This is a genomic window from Streptomyces sp. NPDC022910 (genome assembly GCF_055561075.1).
This window is the reverse complement of the sequence record NZ_JBVHHL010000051.1, coordinates 1-17,953: the sequence shown is the minus strand read 5'-3', so window position 1 is coordinate 17,953 and position 17,953 is coordinate 1. Positions and strand designations below refer to the sequence as shown.

Sequence of the window (17,953 nt, the reverse complement as noted above, 5' to 3'; positions counted from 1 at the left end):
GAAGGCGTGTCGCGGGGACGACGTGAGGACAGGCGATGAACGACCGAGTTACTCCTCCGATACACGCTCTGCCCGACGGTGAGGCCGAGCTCGCCCTGGTGATCCACTTGTCCTGGGAAGACATCGCCCGGCTCGGCCAGGAGGCCGGCCGGCTCGCTTCGCAGATGCAGCGTCCCGTGACGCTCGACGAGGCCGTCAGCCACCGGCTGCGTTCCACGCGTGCCGCTGCCGCCCATGCCAAGCCCGCGGGGGTGCAGCCGCAGCCGGCCGCCGTTCCCTCCAGCGCCTCGGTGTCGTCGCTTCCTCCGCGTCCGCCGGCGGAGCAGGCCAGGCAGGCGATCGAGCGGATCAACGGGGTCGGTCAGCACGAGACGGCATGAGCCAAGGGCGTCGTGGGAGCTGCGGTTGTCGGTCGGCTGCCTGTTACCCGTGGTTTTTGGCGCGGTTCCCCGCGCCCCTATCGGGGCCCTGTTCGTACCGCCGTGGCCGCCTTGCGGGCCGCCACCAGGACCGGGTCCCACACCGGTGAGAAGGGCGGTGCGTAGCCCAGGTCGAGGGCCGTCATGTCCTCGACCGTCATACGTGCGGTGAGTGCGACCGCCGCGATGTCGACCCGCTTCGCCGCGCCCTCCCGGCCGACGATCTGGACGCCGAGCAGTCGGCCGGTGCGGCGTTCGGCGAGCATCTTCACCGTCATGGGCGCGGCGTTCGGGTAGTAGCCCGCGCGGCTGGTCGACTCGATGGTGACCGTGACGAACTGGAGCCCGGCTCGCCGCGCGTCCTTCTCGCGCAGGCCGGTGCGGGCGATCTCCAGATCGCAGACCTTGCTCACGGCCGTGCCCACGACGCCCGGGAACGTGGCGTAGCCGCCGCCCACGTTCGTCCCGATGATCTGCCCGTGCTTGTTGGCGTGCGTGCCCAGCGCGATGTGCCGCTCCCGTCCGGAGACCAGGTCGAGGACCTCCACACAGTCGCCGCCCGCCCAGATGTTCTCGTGACCACGCACCCGCATCGCGAGGTCCGTGAGCAGCCCGCCGTGATCACCCAGCGGCAGTCCGGCGGCCCTCGCGAGCGCCGTCTGGGGGCGCACGCCGATGCCGAGGATCACCACGTCCGCCGGGAACTCCGCGGCCTCCGTGGCCACCGCCCGGACCCTGCCGTCGTCGCCGGTGAGGATCTTGGTGACCTCGGCGTCGTTCACCATGGTGATGCCGAGGCCCTCCATCGCCCGGTGCACGAGCCGGCCCATGTCCGGGTCGAGCGTGGCCATGGGCTCCCTGCCGCGGTTGACGACGGTGACCTCGTAGCCGCGGTTGATCAGCGCCTCGGCCATCTCCACGCCGATGTACCCGGCGCCGACGACCACCGCGCGGCGGCCCGTCGTGGCGGCCAGCGTGTCCAGGAGCGCCTGGCCGTCGTCCAGGGTCTGCACGCCGTGCACCCCGGGCGCGTCGACACCGGGCAGGTCGGGACGGATCGGGCGGGCACCGGTCGCGATGACGAGCCTGTCGTACGACGTCCACGCCTCCGCCCCGGAGTCGACGTGCCGGGTGCGGACGCGTCCGCCGGCGACGTCGATCTCCGTGACCTCCGTGCGCATCCGCAGGTCGATGCCGCGTTCGCGGTGCTCCTGCGGCGTACGGGCGATCAGCTCGTCCCGCGTGGCGACCTCGCCGCCCACCCAGTACGGGATGCCGCACGCCGAGAACGAGGAGAAGTGGCCGCGCTCGAACGCCACGATCTCCAGTTCGTCGGGACCCCTGAGGCGGCGCGCCTGCGACGCGGCGGACATGCCCGCCGCGTCGCCGCCGATCACGACCAGGCGCTCTGTCGAACGGCTCGTACGGCTCATGTTCATACGAACACGCTACGGGGCCAGGGAATTTCAGCCCTGTCCGCCCGGTCGCTCCTGCGGGGTCGCGGCGGGCGCCGGACGGCGTGGGAGCCGGGGACGCACCACCCGCGCCCACACCAGTACCGGCAGCGCCGCGAACACCGCGAAGGGCAGGGCCGCACCGATCGCCAGGGCGATCCACCGCAGCAGCGTGACGAAGACGTCCCAGCCGCCCGCCAGCGCGTCCACGAACCCCGGCCGGTCGTCCTTGGCCGCCTTCTTCACCGGCGTCTCGGACAGCGAGAGAGTGATGGTGGCCAGGCTGGTGCGGTCCTTGAGGGACGCCTGCCGGGCGAGCAGTGCCTCGAGGTCGGCCTCGCGTGTACTCAACTCCCCTTCCAGGGTGACCACATCACTGAGCTTGGTCGCCTTGTCCATCAACTCGCGCACCCGCGCCACGCTGGCGCGCTGCGACTTGATGCGGCTTTCGACGTCCACGACCTGGTCCGTGACGTCCTCGGCCTTGGCCGTCCGGTCGAGGAGCTTGCCCGCGCCCTGCAGCGAGGCGAGCACCTCGTCGTACTTCTCGGTGGGCACGCGCAGGACGAGCCGGGTGCGTTCGTGGCCCGCGGCGTCGCGGCTGGTGGTCTCGTTGCCGACGAACCCGCCCGCGTTCTCAGCGGTCGTCCGCGCCTCGTCGAGTGCCTTGGGCACGTCCTTCACCTGCACGGTGAGGGACGCCGTACGGATGATGTCGCTCGCGGTGAGGTCAGGCGTGGCGCTGCGGCCGCTCTTCGCGTCGCTGCCCGTGGCGCTGTCGGCGGCGCCCTGCCGCTCGGCGCCGGGCGCGGCGGCCTTGGCCCCGCTGTCACTGGCGCTGCTCGTGGCGCCGGCGCCGGCGCCGCAGCCCGCGAGCGCGAGGGAGGCGGCGAACAGGGTCGCGGCCAGCAGCCGGACCGGCCGTACGGAGCGTGGAATGCGCATGTGGTCTTACCCCCGAGGGTCGTCGTGACAGACGCTTCTTCGACGCCGGGGCCGGGCCGGACGTTGGCCGAATCCGGTTCCGATGCGGTCACGGTCGGGACTCGGCAGGGACACCCGGCCCCTGCGGAGGTGCCGGTGGGGTTTGAGAGGCTGGGGGCATGAGCGCAATGGAGACCCGCACGGGCATGGGGCACGTCGTCGTCATCGGAGGCGGGATCGCGGGGCTGGCCGCCGCCCACCGTTTGCAGGACCGAGGCGCTTGCGTGACGGTTCTGGAGGCGTCGGACCGGGTCGGCGGCAAGCTGCTGCCCGGCGAGATCTCGGGCGTGCGGGTCGACCTCGGTGCCGAGTCGATGCTGGCGCGGCGGCCCGAGGCGGTGGCGCTCGCCTGCGAGGCGGGCCTCACGGACCGCCTCCAGCCGCCGGCCACGGCGACCGCCTCGATCTGGACCCGCGGTGCCCTGCGCCCGATGCCGAAGGGGCACGTCATGGGAGTCCCCTCCGCCGCGTCCGCGCTGTCCGGGGTCCTGTCCGACGAGGGCCTGCGCCGCATCGAGCGCGACACGGAGCTGCCGCCCACGGAGATCGGCGACGACGTGGCGGTGGGGGAGTACGTGGCGGCGCGCCTTGGCCGCGAGGTCGTCGATCGCCTGGTGGAACCGCTGCTCGGCGGGGTGTACGCGGGTGACGCGTACCGCATCTCGATGCGCTCGGCCGTCCCGCAGCTCTTCCAGGCCGCCAGGGCCCACGCTTCGCTGACGGAGGCGGTCCGCGAGATCCAGACGAAGGCGGCCGCGGCCCCCCAGACGGGGCCGGTGTTCATGGGCATCGAGGGCGGCGTCGGCCGACTCCCGCTCGCTGTCGCCGGGTCGGTGCGGGCGCGGGGTGGCGAGATCCTCATGAAGACCACGGCGGACGGACTGAACCGAACCCCCGGGGGATGGGAGGTCCTCGTCGGGGACCACGTCCTGGAGGCGGACGCGGTGGTCGTCGCCGCCCCTGCCCGGGAAGCCGCCCGCCTGCTGCGCACCGCGTCCCCCAATGCCGCCGCCGAACTGGGCACCGTCGAGTACGCCTCCATGGCACTCGTCACCCTCGCCTACCGCCGCGCCGACACCGCCCTTCCCGAGGGCAGCGGCTTCCTGGTGCCGCCGGTCGACGGGCGCACGATCAAGGCGTCGACCTTCGCCTCCCAGAAGTGGGGCTGGATCGCGGACGAGGACCCGGACGTGGTGGTGCTGAGGACCTCCGTCGGCCGGTACGGCGAGACCGAGGTCCTTGAGCGCGAGGACGCCGACCTCGTGGCGATCTCGCGGCGCGACCTGCGCGAGGCGACCGGCCTGGCCGCCTCGCCGGTGGAGACCCGGGTCACCCGCTGGACCGACGGCCTGCCCCAGTACCCCGTCGGCCATCACGCGCGTGTGGCCCGCATCCGGGAGCATGTCGCGAAGCTCCCGGGCCTCGCCGTGTGCGGCGCGGCGTACGACGGCGTCGGCATCCCGGCGTGCATCGCGAGCGCGTACGCCGCGGTGGACCAGCTCGGCGGCGACCTGCGGGGTGTGCAGGAGCTCACTGCCAACCCGGTGCAGAGCGTGCACGGCGGAGCGGGAGAATAGGCACATGAGTGACGACGCCCCCACCACCGAGTCCGGCAGGATCCCGAACAAGGGCAAGCTGGCCAAGGACCTCAACGAGGTCATCCGCTACACCCTGTGGTCGGTCTTCAGGCTGAAGGACGTGTTGCCCGGGGACCGCGCCGACTACGCCGACGAGGTCCAGGAGCTGTTCGACCAGCTCGCCGCGAAGGACGTGACCATCCGCGGTACGTACGACCTGTCGGGCCTGCGCGCCGACGCCGACCTCATGATCTGGTGGCACGCCGAGACCAGCGACCAGCTGCAGGAGGCGTACAACCTCTTCCGCCGCACCAGGCTGGGCCGCGCCCTGGAGCCGGTCTGGTCGAACATGGCCCTGCACCGTCCGGCCGAGTTCAACCGCTCGCACATCCCGGCGTTCCTCGCCGACGAGACGCCCCGCGACTATGTCAGCGTCTACCCGTTCGTTCGCTCCTACGACTGGTACCTGCTGCCCGACGAGGACCGTCGCCGTATGCTCGCGGACCACGGCAAGATGGCCCGCGGCTACCCGGACGTCCGCGCCAACACGGTCGCCTCGTTCTCGCTCGGCGACTACGAGTGGATCCTGGCCTTCGAGGCCGACGAGCTGTACCGCATCGTCGATCTCATGCGCCACCTGCGCGCCTCGGAGGCGCGGATGCACGTGCGCGAGGAGGTGCCGTTCTTCACCGGCCGCCGCAAGTCGGTCGCGGAGCTGGTCGCAGGCCTCGCCTGACCGCGCCGGGTGCCAGGGGCGCCCGTCACGGAGGGGGACTGGACGTCGCAGGCGGCAGCGTGTACGTCGCCGACGGCGTCACCGGGACCGGTGTGCCGGGGTCGTCGGTGGGGCCCGGCGGGGCGGGGGAGTCGGTGAGCGGGGGCGGACCGGCGGTGGCCGCGTCCCGGGCCAGCGCGTCGAAGTCGACGTAGCCGGTGGCCTCCAGGACCTTGATGGGGTCGAGGACCGTGGTGTTCGCGTCGTCGGCGAGGGCGCGCACGAGCGAGTTGCGGGTGGTGGCGCGGACCTGGGCGACGAGGGTGAAGACCTTGCCGTGGGCTTGGCGCAGGAGGTTGGCGAAGTCGCGGTCGTACTCCTCGCCCTGGGCCGCGTCCAGGGTTGCGAGCCACTGGCGCTGCTGCGCGTTCGGCTGGTTGGGCAGGGCGAGACCGAGGCGCGCGGCGACGTCACGGACGCGGGCGTCCAGGAAGGTATGGCCCTCGATCAGGTGCTGCCCCGCGGTGCGCACCGCCAGGGTGGTGCCCTTCTGCTCGGCCTGCTGCCCCGCCGGCAGTTCCCACAGCCCGGCGAGCCGGACCCTGGTGACGAAGTCACGGTCCAGCGCGGACAGCGGGCCGTAGCGCGTCGACACGGTCTGGGCGTTCATGGTGTCCAGGCCGGTGCCGGAGCGGTCCGCGTAGGACCAGACCGGGAAGACCAGTGCGGCGAGGGTTCCCGCGAGCAAGGTGATGAGGATCCCGGTGCCGCTGAGGATTCCGCGGCCTCGGACGGGTCTGGATCGCAAGGTGCCTCCTGCTTGCGGCACCGCACGTCAGTGCGCTTCGGGTGCAGGTTGGCATATTACTGCGTCGTATATGCCAACTGTCCTACCCGGAGAAACAGTTGGATAGCGGGCATCACATACCGAATACAGCATGCGTGGGGGTGGGCATTCCGCGGCCAGCTGGGGTGAATCGACCGCTTGGAGCACGCTGTACGAGCGCTGTGTTAACCGCGGCACATTCCGTGAAGGCACCTTCGGAGCGTGCCTGGGAGTGATACGAGGCGCGCTCCGCTCAGTGCCGCAGCAGGACCCGGCGCGTGGCTCTGGCCAGCCGGGCCGCGGGGTGCCGGGACGGCGGTGTGGGGCCCGAGCGCTCCAGCCACCACTCGCGCAGCCGGCGTCGCGTCTCGGCGTTCTCGGGGCGTCCGGCCAGCAGCAGGTGCTCGGCGAAGTCGAGGGCGTCGCGCCGGTAGCCGGCGGTCATCGGATGACCGTGGGCATAGCCGAGGAAGGCGGCCCGGTACTCCTCCCCGAGGATCTCGCCCAACTCGGGCGCGACCTTCGACACGACGCCGGACCGTTTGGCGGCGAGGGCGCGCGCCTGCACCCCGACCCGCACCCGGTCGAACCCCTCCGGTACGGGCGTGCCGGCGACCAGACAGGAGAGCAGCGCGGCCTGCACGAGCGCGAGCCGCTGACGAGCCGGACCGGTGCCGCCGCCTGCGAAGCCGTGCCTCGCCGGGTCAGCCGTCGGCGCCGCGGCGGGCTGTTCCTCCAGCTCCGCCGTGGGTGAGGCCGCAGCGTGCCCGGCCGTACCCGTCGCCGACGAGGCAGCGGGTCGGTCTGTCGGGTCCTGTGCCGACGAAGCCGCAGGTCGTCGTGCCGCTGAGCGTTGGGCGGTCGGCGTTCCCATGGACCCGGGCCGATCCCCGGCTTCCATCCCCGCCTTCTCCACCGTCTCCCGAACGACGGCCAACTCCCGCTCCAGCTCGGCCGGTTCGGGGAAGTTCTCGTCGCGCTCCAACAGGACGCCGGGCGGGGTGGCGCGGGAGGCGAGGTCGGCCAGGATGTCCAGGACCGGCTGCGGGACCGGGTGGGCGTGGCTGTCGTGCCAGACGCCGTCGCGTTCGAAGCCGCCCGCGACATGGACGTAGGCGATGGCCTCGACGGGCAGTTCGTCCAGCGCCCTGGCCGGGTCCTCGTCCCGGTTCACGTGGTTGGTGTGGAGGTTCGCGACGTCGATCAGCAGGCGTACGCCGGTGCGGTCCACCAGGTCGTAGAGAAACTGCCCCTCGGTCATCTCCTCGCCCGGCCAGGAGATCAGCGCCGCGATGTTCTCCACCGCGAGCGGCACCGGCAGGGCGTCCTGCGTGATGCGGATGTTCTCGCACAGGACGTCCAGCGCGTCGCGGGTGCGCGGGACCGGGAGCAGGTGGCCTGCCTCCAGCAGGGGAGAGGCGGTCAGCGGGCCGCCCGCCCGTACGAACGCGATGTGCTCGGTGACCAGCGGCGAGCCCAGGGCCTGAGCGCACGCGGCGAGGTCGGTCAGCCGGGCCTCGTCGGGGCGGTCCGCGCCGCCGAGGCCGAGGGAGACGCCGTGCGGCACGACGGTGACGCCGCGCTCACGCAGGCGCAGCAGCGACTCCGGGAGATGCCCGGGGCAGACGTTCTCGGCCACGGCCTCGACCCAGTCGATACCCGGCATGCGCTCCACGGCGTCGGCGATCTCCGGCCGCCACCCGATGCCCGTTCCCAGTCGCTTCATGGCCCCCTCCTCCACCACCGATCCACCGGGCCGCCGTCGCGCGGTCCAGGGCCCCACCGCCCGTGCCCGTCCGTCCCCGTCGACGCACCGCCGCCGGTGTGACGGAGTCATGGCCCCGGCCCCCGGAGCCGAACCCCTCCCCGGGGACGTTCAGAGCAACATTTGAGGTTCCGTCGGATGTCGGTCCGGCTGTGGTCCGCGCCCACCGGGTCGGTCGCCACGAGCAGGGCGACGCCGAGCGCGGCCTCAGCACGTCGGCGGGCAGCTCCAGCGCCACTCCGAGCGCGGTGGCCACGTCCGCCGCAGGACCAGCTGCCGGGTCCCGTTCCCCCGCTCGACTCTTCCGTCGATCCGGGCCCCGGCCATGGCGACCTCCCGGTGTGCGCACTGCGGACGTGCGGACGGCGTAGCCGGGGCGTGCGGCGACCTCGCGCAGTTCGACCCCAACGGCGGAACCCGCGGGCGTGACATCCAGGAAGACCTTCTGGGAGCCCATCCATCACGTTCGAGGAGCAGCAGATGCGCCGACACGGTCACGCTCGCCGGCACCGCCTGCGCGGTGTCGTCGCGCTTGCGTTGGCCGCCCTGGCCGCCCTGGAGGTCGCCTTCACCGTGCCGCAGGCGGACGCCCTCACTCCGTCGGAGGACGCCTGCCACACCACCGCCGAGGTGATGCCGCTTGGCGACTGCGGCCCCTTCCACCAGGTCTTCGCCGAGGACTTCGACGGTGATGCGGTGCCGCTCGGCTCCTTCAGCGACTGCGACCACGACGCCGACACCCGAAGCGCCTACTGCGGAGGCCTCAAGGGCTCCTACCGCGCGGACTGGTGGGCCTACCCCCGTGGCTGGTACGACACCGCCGACCCGCGCAACCACTCCAACGGCAACGACCGCGTGCTCGGGGGCGAGTACCGCGCCGACGACACGGTGTGGGTCGGGCCCGCCGCAGGCGGCGACGGCCGCATGCACATCCGTGTGTACCGGCCGATCTCGGGCGGCGACCTCCACGTCGCGGCGGTCGTACCGCGCAAGGTCATGGAGCAGACGTACGGGAAGTACAGCGCCCGGGTGCGGGTCGTGAAGGCCGCACCCGGCTACAAGAGCGCCTGGCTGTTGTACGGCGGCGGCTGTGAGATGGACATGTACGAGCAGTCGTGGGTCGACACCGTCCACTTCTTCCACCACCCGTGCGACGGGCGCGACCAGGGCTACGCCGACACCGGTAAGCCCTTCACCGAGTGGCACACGGTCAGCCTGGAATGGACGCCCGGTCTCGCCCGCTACTACCTGGACGGTCACCTTCACCTCAGCGACGGCCGCGGCGTCGCCGCACGGCCGCTGAGCTGGGTCCTCCAGAACGAGAGTGCCTTGTACGGGGCGTACGCGGCGCCGGGTTCGTGGGCACAGATGGACATCACCTGGGTCACCGCGTACACCTACACGGGGTCATCATCATGGCCGCTGTTGAAGCGGATCAAGAGCCGACGAGGCTGAGGAACAAGGGCACGTGGCACCGTCGGCATGGCTGGAGGAGCCTCATCCCCGGATCGGGCAGGACAAGGCGAATCGGACACCCGCCGGTCACTCAGCGTGGATGTCCGGCCGGACCTCCACGATGATGTCCGCGTCCGCCTCGTCGCCCTCCTCGTCGCGCCAGAGGAGAACGCGCACGTGCCTCGCCCGGGGGAGGCCGCGCACCTCCCACTCGGTCATCAGGTCGGCGACGACGAGGGCGGCGGCGTATTGGGGGCCCTCGCTCGAATCATCGGCGGCGATCGCGCCCCGCCACCGTTCGGGGTCCCTGCCGTAGGGGCGCCATCCCGCCGAGCCGTGCGGCTCGAACACCCGGTACACCCAGTCCGTCTCGGTGCCCATAGCACCGATCCTGTCACCTAGGAGCACCATGTGCCGCATCGGATCGACGCCCGCCGAGCGGGGGTCGACCGGCTGCAACAACTGCCCCGACGTGTTCGAGATGGAGGACGGCATTGGCTGCATCCGGCTGGGGTCGCTGCCGAAAACTCGAACACGTGCTCGAATCTGAGCATGTTCGCCACAAGAGTGACCGCCTCGCCGAACGCGAGGAGAAGATCCTCCGCGTCCTCCGCGAGTGGGCCGCTAAGCTCGGCGGCGACTACTTCACCCGGCGTGACCCCGAACGCGCCACTCGCCAGGCCATCAACCGGCTCAACCAGCTCGGCTACCGCGTCACCCTCAACCCCATCGACACCGCAGCCTGACAGCGCCGTCCCGGCCTCACCCGACGATCCGCCCGGACCGCCGGGACCCAGACCTGCCCACACCACCGCTGACCAGGTTCTATTTACGCGTCAGAGACAGTTTCGAGGATGTAGTGGCGCGAACTGCCGACCGCCTTCGAATACGACTGTTTCGCTGGGGGGAATCTCCGTGAAGCCCGCGTCCCGCACCAACGGCAGGCCGGACGTGGTGAGTTCCTGCCAGCGGGAGGGGGACGCGGTACGGACGGCGAGTGGGAAGCCTTCGTCGCGCCAGGACGCGCGGTCCTCGTCCGGCAGGTCCCACCAGGCCAGTTGGGCGCCGTGGCCGACTTGGGCCATGGCCTTGCCCGCGGACATCTCCAGCTCCGGGTTCAGCCACAGCACGGGGACCGCCGGGTCGGCCTCGGCCGGAGGCTCCAGGTCGTCGAAGTCCGTGCCGGAGACCTGCAGCCGTGCCAGGTCCTTGGGCCAGCCGTCCAGCGGAACGGGCGGGAAGACGCGCACCTCCGCCGACTTGCCCGTGAGCGTGATGCCCGGCAGCGCCTCGGCCCGCCGCCACTCCGCGCCGCGCGCCCGCCGCACCACCTTGCGGATCCGTGCGTCCTGCCAGTCCCGCATCGCCTGCGCCCACTCGCCCTCGCCGAGCGAGCGCTCGTCGCTCAGGATCACGAGCACGGCACGCGCCGCCGTCTCCAGCGCGTCCGTACGCGCCGGCGGAGCGGACCGCTCGACGCGCACGACGAGCGGCAGCACGAACTGCGGTGCCACGTCGCGCGCGGTGCGTTCGGAGCGGAAGGGGCTGTCCTGGCCTGACTGGCCGTCGTGCGGGGAGTCCGCCGACGCCGTGGTGGTCTGGTCGCTGCTCACGACCTCCAGTGTGCCAGGCGGAAGATCGGGAGATTCCGGGGGCGGACGACGGCCGTACCGCCCGGGCTCCGGCGACGGCCCTCGCCGGTCGCTCCGCTCGCGTACACATTCCGCGGCTGGCGGGCCGTCCCCGCGCTGATGCGCGCGGCCCTGTTTGCGCTCGTGGTGAGCGGTTCACCGGCGCAGGCGGCGGTCACCGCGCTGGTGACCGGTTCGCAGACATCCCGGGTGCCGACCCCGCTGCTGCCGCTCGTGCTCGCCGCGCTGCCCGCGGCGGTCGCGGCCGCCATGGCGTGCGCGCTCACCGCCCGCCGCTCACCCTGCGCGGCCGTCCGTCACCCCGAGCAGGCCGTGCGCTGCGCCTCCTGCCACTCGCAGACCGGGCACAGCGTGATCCCCTTGTACGACTCCGGGTACTCCGTCGGCTCCCGGCACAGCACGCACTCGGCGAACGGCGGTCCGCCCGCCGTGGGCGCCAGGGCCGCCGTCTCCGTGTCGCAGTAGTCGCTCATGCCCCCAGCGTAAGTCCATGTGCCGGCCCCTACCGCCGACCGCCGGACGCCCCGATCAGCTCGGAGACCTTGGCGAACGGGTAGCCCCGCCTGGGACGGCACACCTGTGCCGTGGTGAGCGCGGTGCCGCCCGGACCGCGGTGCCGCCCGGACCGGAAGCCCGGGATCCGGTCCGGTCCAGTCCGGTCCGGTCACGAGCCTTTCAGCAGACCTTTACGGCACTTCTCCACCTCGAAGTCCGCCTTCGGGTATTGGGGATCGAGCCTGCGCAGGTGTTCCAGGAGCAGTCCGGCGACGGCCCAGTCGCGGTACCACTTGTGGTCGGCGGGGACCAGGTACCAGGGGGCGGCGGGCGTGGTGCAGCGGGTCAGGGCGGTCTCGTACGCCTGCCGGTAGGCCGGCCACAGGGCCCGCTCGTCGAGGTCGGCGGGGTCGAACTTCCAGTGCTTGTCCGGGTTGTCGAGGCGTCTCAGGAGGCGGCGCCGCTGCTCGTCGTACGAGAGGTGCAGGAAGCACTTGACGATCGTGACGCCGTCGTCCGTCAGGGACTTCTCGAAGGCGTTGATCCGGTCGTAGCGGCTCTCGATCTCGTCGTCAGGGGCCAGGGAATGGACCTTGGCGATCAGCACGTCCTCGTAGTAGGAGCGGTCGAAGACGCCGATCTCGCCGGGGTGCGGGAGGACCTTCTCGACGCGCCGGAGGAAGTCGTGCCGCCGCTCCTGGGGCGTCGGCGCCTTGAACGCGTGGATGCGGCAGCCCGCCGGGTTGAACATGCCGATGACATGCTTGACCGTGCCGCCCTTGCCGCTGGTGTCCATGCCCTGGAGGACCAGCAGGACCCGGCGGCGGTCCCCGGCGGTCGCCGCCGCCCACAAGCGTTCCTGCAGGCCGGCCAGGTCCTTGCCCATCCGGGCGGTGGCCGCGAGCGCGGCCGCCTTGTCACCCGCGCCGCCGGGGGTCGCGGCGGCGTCGTACGCGGACAGGTCGACGGGCCGGCCACCCGGGACGCGGAGCAGGCCGCCGAGCGGGAACCGGTCCTGCCTCCGGGGCATCGCGCACCTCCTCTCCGCGTCGGCTTACCCGATGGTGTGCCGAGGCGGCCGGACCTCGCTACCCGTCCCACAGACCGGTGCTCCGGCGGGCGACGAGCCCTTCGACACGGCGCAGTGCCTCCTCGGCGGGCTGCGATTCCAGGCGACGGCCGTCGCGCAGGCGCAGGGACACATGATCGCCCGCGGCCTCCTTGGGGCCGATCACCGCTTGGTACGGCACCAGGCGCGCTGCCCGGACGCGCGCGCCCAGAGTGCCCTCCTCACCATCTGCTCGCCGCCCAGGTCCATGGGCGGGAACATTGGGGCGACGTGGTGATGCCCCACGCGTCGCTGCTCCTCGGCACGACGGCTCCCGCGCCCGCCACGCGGGCGCTCCTCGGGCCGCGCGGCGGGTCGGCCGTCGCGGGCGAGGGGCGGGAAGTCCTAGGGGGAGGCTGACGGCGTGCCCTCGGGCGCGGGGTCGGACCAAAGGTCGGCACGGGCCTCGCGGGCGGGCGTCGGTTCGGCCTCGGGTGTGGGAGCCGGCGCGGTGCGGTCGACAGGCGTCGGTTCGGCTTCGTCCAAGGGCTTCGGTGCCGTCTCCTCCAGCGGCTCCGGCGCGGCCTCCTGCAGAGGCTTCGGCGCGGGTGTCGTCGAGGCCCCGGCCGACGGTGGCGCGGGCGTGGCCGAGGTCGCCCCGTCGTGCCCCGGCGCTCCCTCGTGCGGTGCCGCCCGCTCCAGGAACCGCAGCAGCTCCACCGGGAACGGCAGCACGAGCGTGGAGTTCTTCTCCGCCGCGACCGCCACCACGGTCTGCAGCAGCCGCAGCTGCAGCGCGGCGGGCTGCTCGGACATCACCCCGGCGGCCTCCGCCAGCTTCTTCGACGCCTGGAGCTCCGCGTCCGCGTTGATGATGCGCGCCCGGCGCTCGCGGTCCGCCTCCGCCTGGCGGGCCATCGACCGCTTCATCGTGTCCGGGAGGGACACGTCCTTGATCTCGACGCGGTCGATCTGCACGCCCCAGCCGATGGCCGGGCTGTCGATCATCAGCTCGAGGCCCTGGTTGAGCTTCTCCCGGTTGGAGAGCAGATCGTCCAGATCGCTCTTGCCGATGATCGAGCGCAGTGACGTCTGAGCCATCTGGGAGACCGCGAACCGGTAGTCCTCCACCTGGACGAGAGCGTTCGCCGCGTCGACCACCTTGAAGTAGACGACGGCGTCCACGCGCACGGTCACGTTGTCCCGCGTGATGCCCTCCTGCGCCGGAACGGGCATCGTCACGATCTGCATGTTGACCTTGTGCAGCCGGTCGACCATCGGAACGATCAGTGTGAAGCCCGGCTGCCGGGGGTTCCCGATGAGCCGTCCGAAGCGGAAGACCACCCCACGCTCGTACTGCTTGATGACCCGTGCCGCCGCGGCGAGGCCCACCAGTCCGACGGCACCCGCCGCCACCAAGGCACCCACCAGCTCCTGGATCATGACGACCCCCTCGTCGAGAGGCCCGGTATGTCTGCTCCTGCCACCATAATTCCGCCGAAGCCCATGAAGCGAGGGCCCACCGGTGCGGTACCGGCAGGCCCTCGCGCGGCGGAAGCCGGGCGGCTGAGCGCCGTCAGCGGCCGGACGTCATCCGCACCGGCTCCGTACCGGCCAGGCTGTGGCGCTCCGCCCAGTTCTCAAGGGCCGTACGGCAGGCGTGGTCCAGGTGGTGCAGCCCGGACAGGTCCAGCTCGACCGGGCGGTCCTGGGGCAGCGCCTCCAGGCTGTCGAGGAGCTTCGGCAGGCGCAGGAACGTCGCGTTGCCCGACAGATGGGCCTGGACGGGGCCGGCGCCCTTGTCGATGACGTCCAGCCGGACGTGCGAGGCCTCCCACGCGGTCTTCACCACGGCGAGCGCCAGGCCGATGAGCACGCCCTCGAACATGCTGATCGCCACGATCGACACCGCGGTGACCACGAGGATCAGCGCCTCGCCCCGGTGGTCGCGCCACAGCGCCACGAGCTGCCGTACGGGGACGAGCTTGGCGCCGGAGTACACCAGGACGCCGGCGAGGGCCGGGATCGGTATGTACGCCAGCACGGACGGCAGCAGCGCCGCGAACAGCAGCAGCCACACACCGTGCAGCACGCGGGACGCCTTGGTCCTGGCGCCCGCCTGGACGTTGGCCGCGCTGCGCACGATCACCGCCGTCATCGGCAGCGCGCCGAGCAGCCCGCAGACCGCGTTGCCGGCGCCCTGCGCCATCAGCTCCCTGTTGTACTGGGTGCGAGGACCGTCGTGCAGCCGGTCCACCGCGGCGGCGCTGAACAGCGACTCGGCCGAGGCGATCAGCGTGAACGCGGCGATCGTGCCGAGCACACCGGGACCCGCCAGCTCGCCGAAGGCGTCCAGGGGCGGCGGCTGGATGGAGCCCAGCAGCCCCTGGACCTCGACCGTGCCCACCCGCAGGCCGAGGACGACGGTGACGAGTGTGGCGAGGCCGACCGCGGCGAGCGGCCCGGGGACCGCTCGCACCGCGCGCGGCATCCGCTTCCACAGCACGAGGACGGCGACGGTGCCCGCGCCGAGCGCCAGCGAGATGAGCGTATGGGTGTTCGCGGCGGCGGCGAAAAGCGCCCGGGGCAGCCCCGCAATCTTCTCCAGGCCCGAGGCCGGGGCCTTGGCCCCGGCCACCGCATAGAGCTGTCCGGCTATCAGCACGAGTCCGATGCCCGCGAGCATGCCCTCGACGACGGCGACCGAAATGGCCCGGAACCAGCGTCCCAGCTTCAGGGCGCCCATGAGGAACTGGAGCAGCCCGGTGGCGAGCACGATCACGCCGAGTATCGGCAGGCCGAACTCCCGCACCGCTTCGAAGACCAGCACGGTCAGTCCGGCCGCCGGTCCGGAGACCTGCAGGCTGCTGCCGCGCATCAGCCCGGTGACGATACCGCCCACGATGCCGGTGACCAGGCCGAGTTCGGCGGGCACGCCGGAGGCGACGGCCACGCCCACGCACAACGGCAGCGCGACCAGGAAGACGACGAGGGAGGCGGCGAAGTCCTGCTTGAGGTGAGGAAACCTTTTCAGTCCGGTCATCGCGCCCTCACAGAGCCTCGAACGTGTCGGTGGCGGTGCGGTGTTCGCGTACGGCTCCGGTGTGCACCTCGTAGTACCAGCCGTGCAGACGCAGCCGGCCCTGCGTCAGGCGCTGCTCGACGCACGGATAGGACCGCAGGCGCAGCAACTGCGCGAGCACGTGGTTCTGGACGGCCTCGGCGACCGTCGGGTCGTCGGAGCCGGATGCCCGGGGTTCGGGTGCGGCATGCGCGAGCCAGTCGCGCACGGCCGGTACGGCGGTCAGGTCGTCGCCGCGCACCAGCGCGCCGACGGCTCCGCAGTGGGAGTGGCCGCAGACGACGACGTCGCCCACGTCCAGTACCTCCACGGCGTATTCGATGGTGGCCGCCTCGCTGGTGGGGTGCGCGGAGGCGTACGGGGGCACGATGTTGCCCGCGGTGCGCAGTTCGAAGAGCTCACCGGGCCGGGCTCCGGTGATCAGGGCGGGTACGACCCGGGAGTCGGAGCAGGTGATGAACAGGACCTGCGGGGACTGGCCGGCGGCCAGTGGCGCGAACTCCTCGGGACGCTGTCCGTGCGCACGGGCGTGATCGATGAGGGGCTGCATTGTCAGTTCCTCCTGGCGCGCCTCGGATGGCGCGTCGGCTACGAGAACGTGGCAGATGCGGGTACGGCGACATGACCCCACGTCGACGCGCTCGGCCAACGTGGCGTGGGTGAGGGGAGGTCAGGTCAGTCCGTACCCAGGGAGCAGCTCAGCAGCGGAACACCTGAAGTGCCGCGGGAGAGTGAGCGGTTGACGGTCTGGATATGCGCAGCGAGGCGGGGCGGACGATCGGCGGCGGCGCGGCCGTGACGTCGTGCCTCAGCGGCGCGGGCGCGGGCGGCTCCGGAACGGAGTCGGTGGTTACGCGGTGACGGTCACGGGTGCGCAGCGGGCCGGTGGGGCCCGCGGGATGTTCGATGTCGCCGCAGGTGACGACCTCGTCCGCCTCGTCCGCGCGTTTGCCCGTGATCGCCTCCGGGGATCCGGTGACGGTCACATGGGTCCGGTGCGCGGAGGCGAAGGACGCGGTGGGGGCGAAGAGTTGCAGGGCCAGCAAAACGGCGGAGAGGATCGTCAGCACGAACCGGACCGTCGCACCTCGTACCATACGCCCCCTCCCCGCTGTGTGTGTCCGTCGTAGTGCCTCGACGAACACGTTATCCCGGCCGAGTTGTTTGCAGGGTTAACTTCGCGTTTCAGGTAAAGGAGAGCCCAAAAACCGAGGTGAGGATGGCTGGAACACGCCGATGGCGCACAACCGTTTGGGCTTGTTACGCCTTCGCGAGCCCCTTTGCGTCACGGGCGAGCGCGGTGAGGCGGGAGATCGCGCGGAAGTACTTCTTGCGGTAGCCGCCCTTCAGCATCTCCTCGCTGAACAGCTTGTCGAACGGCAGCCCGGAGGCGAGCACCGGCACTTCGCGGTCGTAGAGCCGGTCCGCGAGCACCACGAGCCGCAGCGCCGTCGACTGGTCCGGTACCGGCTGCACGTCGGTCAGGCACACGGCCCGCACTCCGTCGGTCAGCGCGCCGTACCGGCTGGGGTGGACGCGCGCGAGGTGCTCCAGGAGGTGCGGGAAGTCGTCGAGCGAGGCGCCCTCGGTGGCGTAGGCCGCCTTCGTCACCTGTTCGTCGCTGTAGGGCGCCGGAGCCTCGGGCAGACCGCGGTGGCGGTAGTCCTCGCCGTCGATGCGCAGTGTGCGGAAGCGGGCGGACAGGCCCTGGATCTCGCGCAGGAAGTCGGCCGCGGCGAAGCGGCCCTCGCCGAGCTTGCCCGGCAGCGTGTTGGAGGTGGCGGCGAGCGCGACGCCCGCGTCGACGAGCTTGCCGAGCAGGGTGGAGATGAGGACGGTGTCGCCCGGGTCGTCGAGCTCGAACTCGTCGATGCACAGGAGACGGTGGCCGGAGAGCGTCTGCACCGTCTGCTGGAAGCCGAGCGCGCCGACCAGGTTGGTCAGCTCCACGAAGGTGCCGAAGGCCTTGAGCGCGGGCTCGGCCGGGGTCGCGTGCCACAGCGAGGCGAGGAGGTGGGTCTTGCCGACGCCGTATCCGCCGTCGAGGTAGACGCCACGGGGGCCCGCGGGGGTCTTGGACGCCTTCGCCTTCGCCTTCCCGAAGCCGAAGAGCGAGCGCTTGGCGGACACGGCGTGCGCACCGCCGAGCCCCCCGGCGAAGCCTTCGAGGACGCGCACGGCCTCGCTCTGGCTGGGCTGGTCCGGGTCCGGGATGTACGTCGCGAAGCGGACCGAGTCGAAGCGCGGCGGCGGCACCATCTCGGCCACGAGCCGGTCCGCGGGGACGTGCGGCTCGCGGGAGGTCAGGGACAGCGGGGCCGTTTCGGCTATCGGCTGGATCCCGGAGGCGGCGGTGGAGGACGACACGGTTCACCACTCTAAAGGCCAAGGCCATGAAGTTATGGGTCTGGGTGTAGTTGCAAGTGGGGTCTGATCTGGGAGGACGCCGGACGTGAGAAGCGGAGCCCCGGTAGAACTGAC

The 17,953-nt window shown here is 71.9% G+C and carries 19 protein-coding genes and 1 pseudogene; 6 read left to right on the top strand and 14 right to left on the bottom strand.

What is annotated here, in order from left to right; translation table 11 throughout:
* Positions 1-35: 35 nt before the first annotated feature.
* On the top strand, positions 36-380 hold the full coding sequence (locus ACZ3TS_RS33025) for a hypothetical protein (protein ID WP_467625208.1): 345 nt from the start codon (positions 36-38) through the stop codon (positions 378-380).
* A gap of 77 nt (positions 381-457) precedes the next feature.
* Here the strand turns inward: ACZ3TS_RS33025 and ACZ3TS_RS33020 are convergent, their stop codons facing one another.
* Positions 458-1,858, bottom strand: a complete 1,401-nt coding sequence (locus ACZ3TS_RS33020) for an FAD-dependent oxidoreductase (RefSeq protein WP_467625207.1) — start codon at positions 1,856-1,858, stop codon at positions 458-460.
* A 27-nt stretch (positions 1,859-1,885) separates the two neighbouring features.
* Complete coding sequence (locus ACZ3TS_RS33015) at positions 1,886-2,818, bottom strand: DUF4349 domain-containing protein (protein WP_467625205.1); 933 nt, start codon at positions 2,816-2,818, stop codon at positions 1,886-1,888.
* Between the two features lie 158 nt (positions 2,819-2,976).
* Here ACZ3TS_RS33015 and hemG point away from each other — a divergent pair, with 158 nt between their 5' ends.
* Positions 2,977-4,434, top strand: coding sequence for a protoporphyrinogen oxidase (gene hemG / locus ACZ3TS_RS33010; RefSeq protein WP_467625203.1), 1,458 nt, complete (start codon positions 2,977-2,979; stop codon positions 4,432-4,434).
* Positions 4,435-4,438: 4 nt separating this feature from the next.
* A complete protein-coding gene (gene hemQ / locus ACZ3TS_RS33005) occupies positions 4,439-5,170 on the top strand; it encodes a hydrogen peroxide-dependent heme synthase (RefSeq protein ID WP_467625202.1) in 732 nt (243 codons plus the stop codon).
* A gap of 25 nt (positions 5,171-5,195) precedes the next feature.
* Here the strand turns inward: hemQ and ACZ3TS_RS33000 are convergent, their stop codons facing one another.
* Positions 5,196-5,957: a DUF4142 domain-containing protein gene (locus ACZ3TS_RS33000; RefSeq protein WP_467625200.1), complete on the bottom strand. Its 762-nt coding sequence runs from the start codon at positions 5,955-5,957 to the stop codon at positions 5,196-5,198.
* 271 nt (positions 5,958-6,228) lie between these two features.
* The gene (locus ACZ3TS_RS32995) at positions 6,229-7,701 is read right to left on the bottom strand and encodes an MbnB/TglH/ChrH family RiPP precursor modification enzyme (protein WP_467625198.1); all 1,473 of its coding nucleotides are present in this window, start codon (positions 7,699-7,701) and stop codon (positions 6,229-6,231) included.
* Positions 7,702-8,220: 519 nt separating this feature from the next.
* On the opposite strand from ACZ3TS_RS32995, the gene ACZ3TS_RS32990 reads away from it, so the two are divergent.
* A complete protein-coding gene (locus tag ACZ3TS_RS32990; protein ID WP_467625196.1) occupies positions 8,221-9,195 on the top strand; it encodes a glycoside hydrolase family 16 protein in 975 nt (324 codons plus the stop codon).
* A gap of 87 nt (positions 9,196-9,282) precedes the next feature.
* Here ACZ3TS_RS32990 and ACZ3TS_RS32985 read toward each other — a convergent pair whose 3' ends face one another.
* Positions 9,283-9,576: a hypothetical protein gene (locus ACZ3TS_RS32985; protein ID WP_467625194.1), complete on the bottom strand. Its 294-nt coding sequence runs from the start codon at positions 9,574-9,576 to the stop codon at positions 9,283-9,285.
* Positions 9,577-9,731: 155 nt separating this feature from the next.
* Between ACZ3TS_RS32985 and ACZ3TS_RS32980 the strand changes: the two genes are divergently transcribed.
* Positions 9,732-9,941, top strand: a complete 210-nt coding sequence (locus tag ACZ3TS_RS32980) for a hypothetical protein (RefSeq protein ID WP_467625192.1) — start codon at positions 9,732-9,734, stop codon at positions 9,939-9,941.
* Between the two features lie 90 nt (positions 9,942-10,031).
* Here the strand turns inward: ACZ3TS_RS32980 and ACZ3TS_RS32975 are convergent, their stop codons facing one another.
* A complete protein-coding gene (locus tag ACZ3TS_RS32975) occupies positions 10,032-10,808 on the bottom strand; it encodes a peptidyl-tRNA hydrolase (protein ID WP_467625190.1) in 777 nt (258 codons plus the stop codon).
* Positions 10,809-10,928: 120 nt separating this feature from the next.
* Here ACZ3TS_RS32975 and ACZ3TS_RS32970 point away from each other — a divergent pair.
* Positions 10,929-11,129: pseudogene (locus tag ACZ3TS_RS32970) on the top strand (ABC transporter); the annotation flags it as partial.
* 14 nt (positions 11,130-11,143) lie between these two features.
* Here the strand turns inward: ACZ3TS_RS32970 and ACZ3TS_RS32965 are convergent.
* From ACZ3TS_RS32965 to zapE, 8 genes are all read right to left on the bottom strand, one after another.
* On the bottom strand, positions 11,144-11,320 hold the full coding sequence (locus ACZ3TS_RS32965) for a hypothetical protein (protein ID WP_467625188.1): 177 nt from the start codon (positions 11,318-11,320) through the stop codon (positions 11,144-11,146).
* 191 nt (positions 11,321-11,511) lie between these two features.
* Entirely contained in the window at positions 11,512-12,372 is an 861-nt protein-coding gene (locus ACZ3TS_RS32960; RefSeq protein ID WP_467625186.1) for a PPK2 family polyphosphate kinase, read from the bottom strand.
* Between the two features lie 58 nt (positions 12,373-12,430).
* Entirely contained in the window at positions 12,431-12,592 is a 162-nt protein-coding gene (locus ACZ3TS_RS32955; RefSeq protein WP_467625184.1) for a hypothetical protein, read from the bottom strand.
* 203 nt (positions 12,593-12,795) lie between these two features.
* Entirely contained in the window at positions 12,796-13,833 is a 1,038-nt protein-coding gene (locus ACZ3TS_RS32950; protein ID WP_467625181.1) for a slipin family protein, read from the bottom strand.
* A 133-nt stretch (positions 13,834-13,966) separates the two neighbouring features.
* Positions 13,967-15,433 carry a SulP family inorganic anion transporter gene (locus ACZ3TS_RS32945; protein ID WP_467625179.1) on the bottom strand — a complete coding sequence of 489 codons (1,467 nt, stop codon included), beginning with the start codon at positions 15,431-15,433 and terminating at the stop codon, positions 13,967-13,969.
* Positions 15,434-15,440: 7 nt separating this feature from the next.
* Positions 15,441-16,022 carry a carbonic anhydrase gene (locus ACZ3TS_RS32940; RefSeq protein WP_467625176.1) on the bottom strand — a complete coding sequence of 194 codons (582 nt, stop codon included), beginning with the start codon at positions 16,020-16,022 and terminating at the stop codon, positions 15,441-15,443.
* Positions 16,023-16,170: 148 nt separating this feature from the next.
* Positions 16,171-16,569, bottom strand: a complete 399-nt coding sequence (locus tag ACZ3TS_RS32935; RefSeq protein WP_467625174.1) for a hypothetical protein — start codon at positions 16,567-16,569, stop codon at positions 16,171-16,173.
* 163 nt (positions 16,570-16,732) lie between these two features.
* Positions 16,733-17,839 carry a cell division protein ZapE gene (gene zapE, locus ACZ3TS_RS32930; protein WP_467625171.1) on the bottom strand — a complete coding sequence of 369 codons (1,107 nt, stop codon included), beginning with the start codon at positions 17,837-17,839 and terminating at the stop codon, positions 16,733-16,735.
* Between the last annotated feature and the right edge of the window lie 114 nt (positions 17,840-17,953).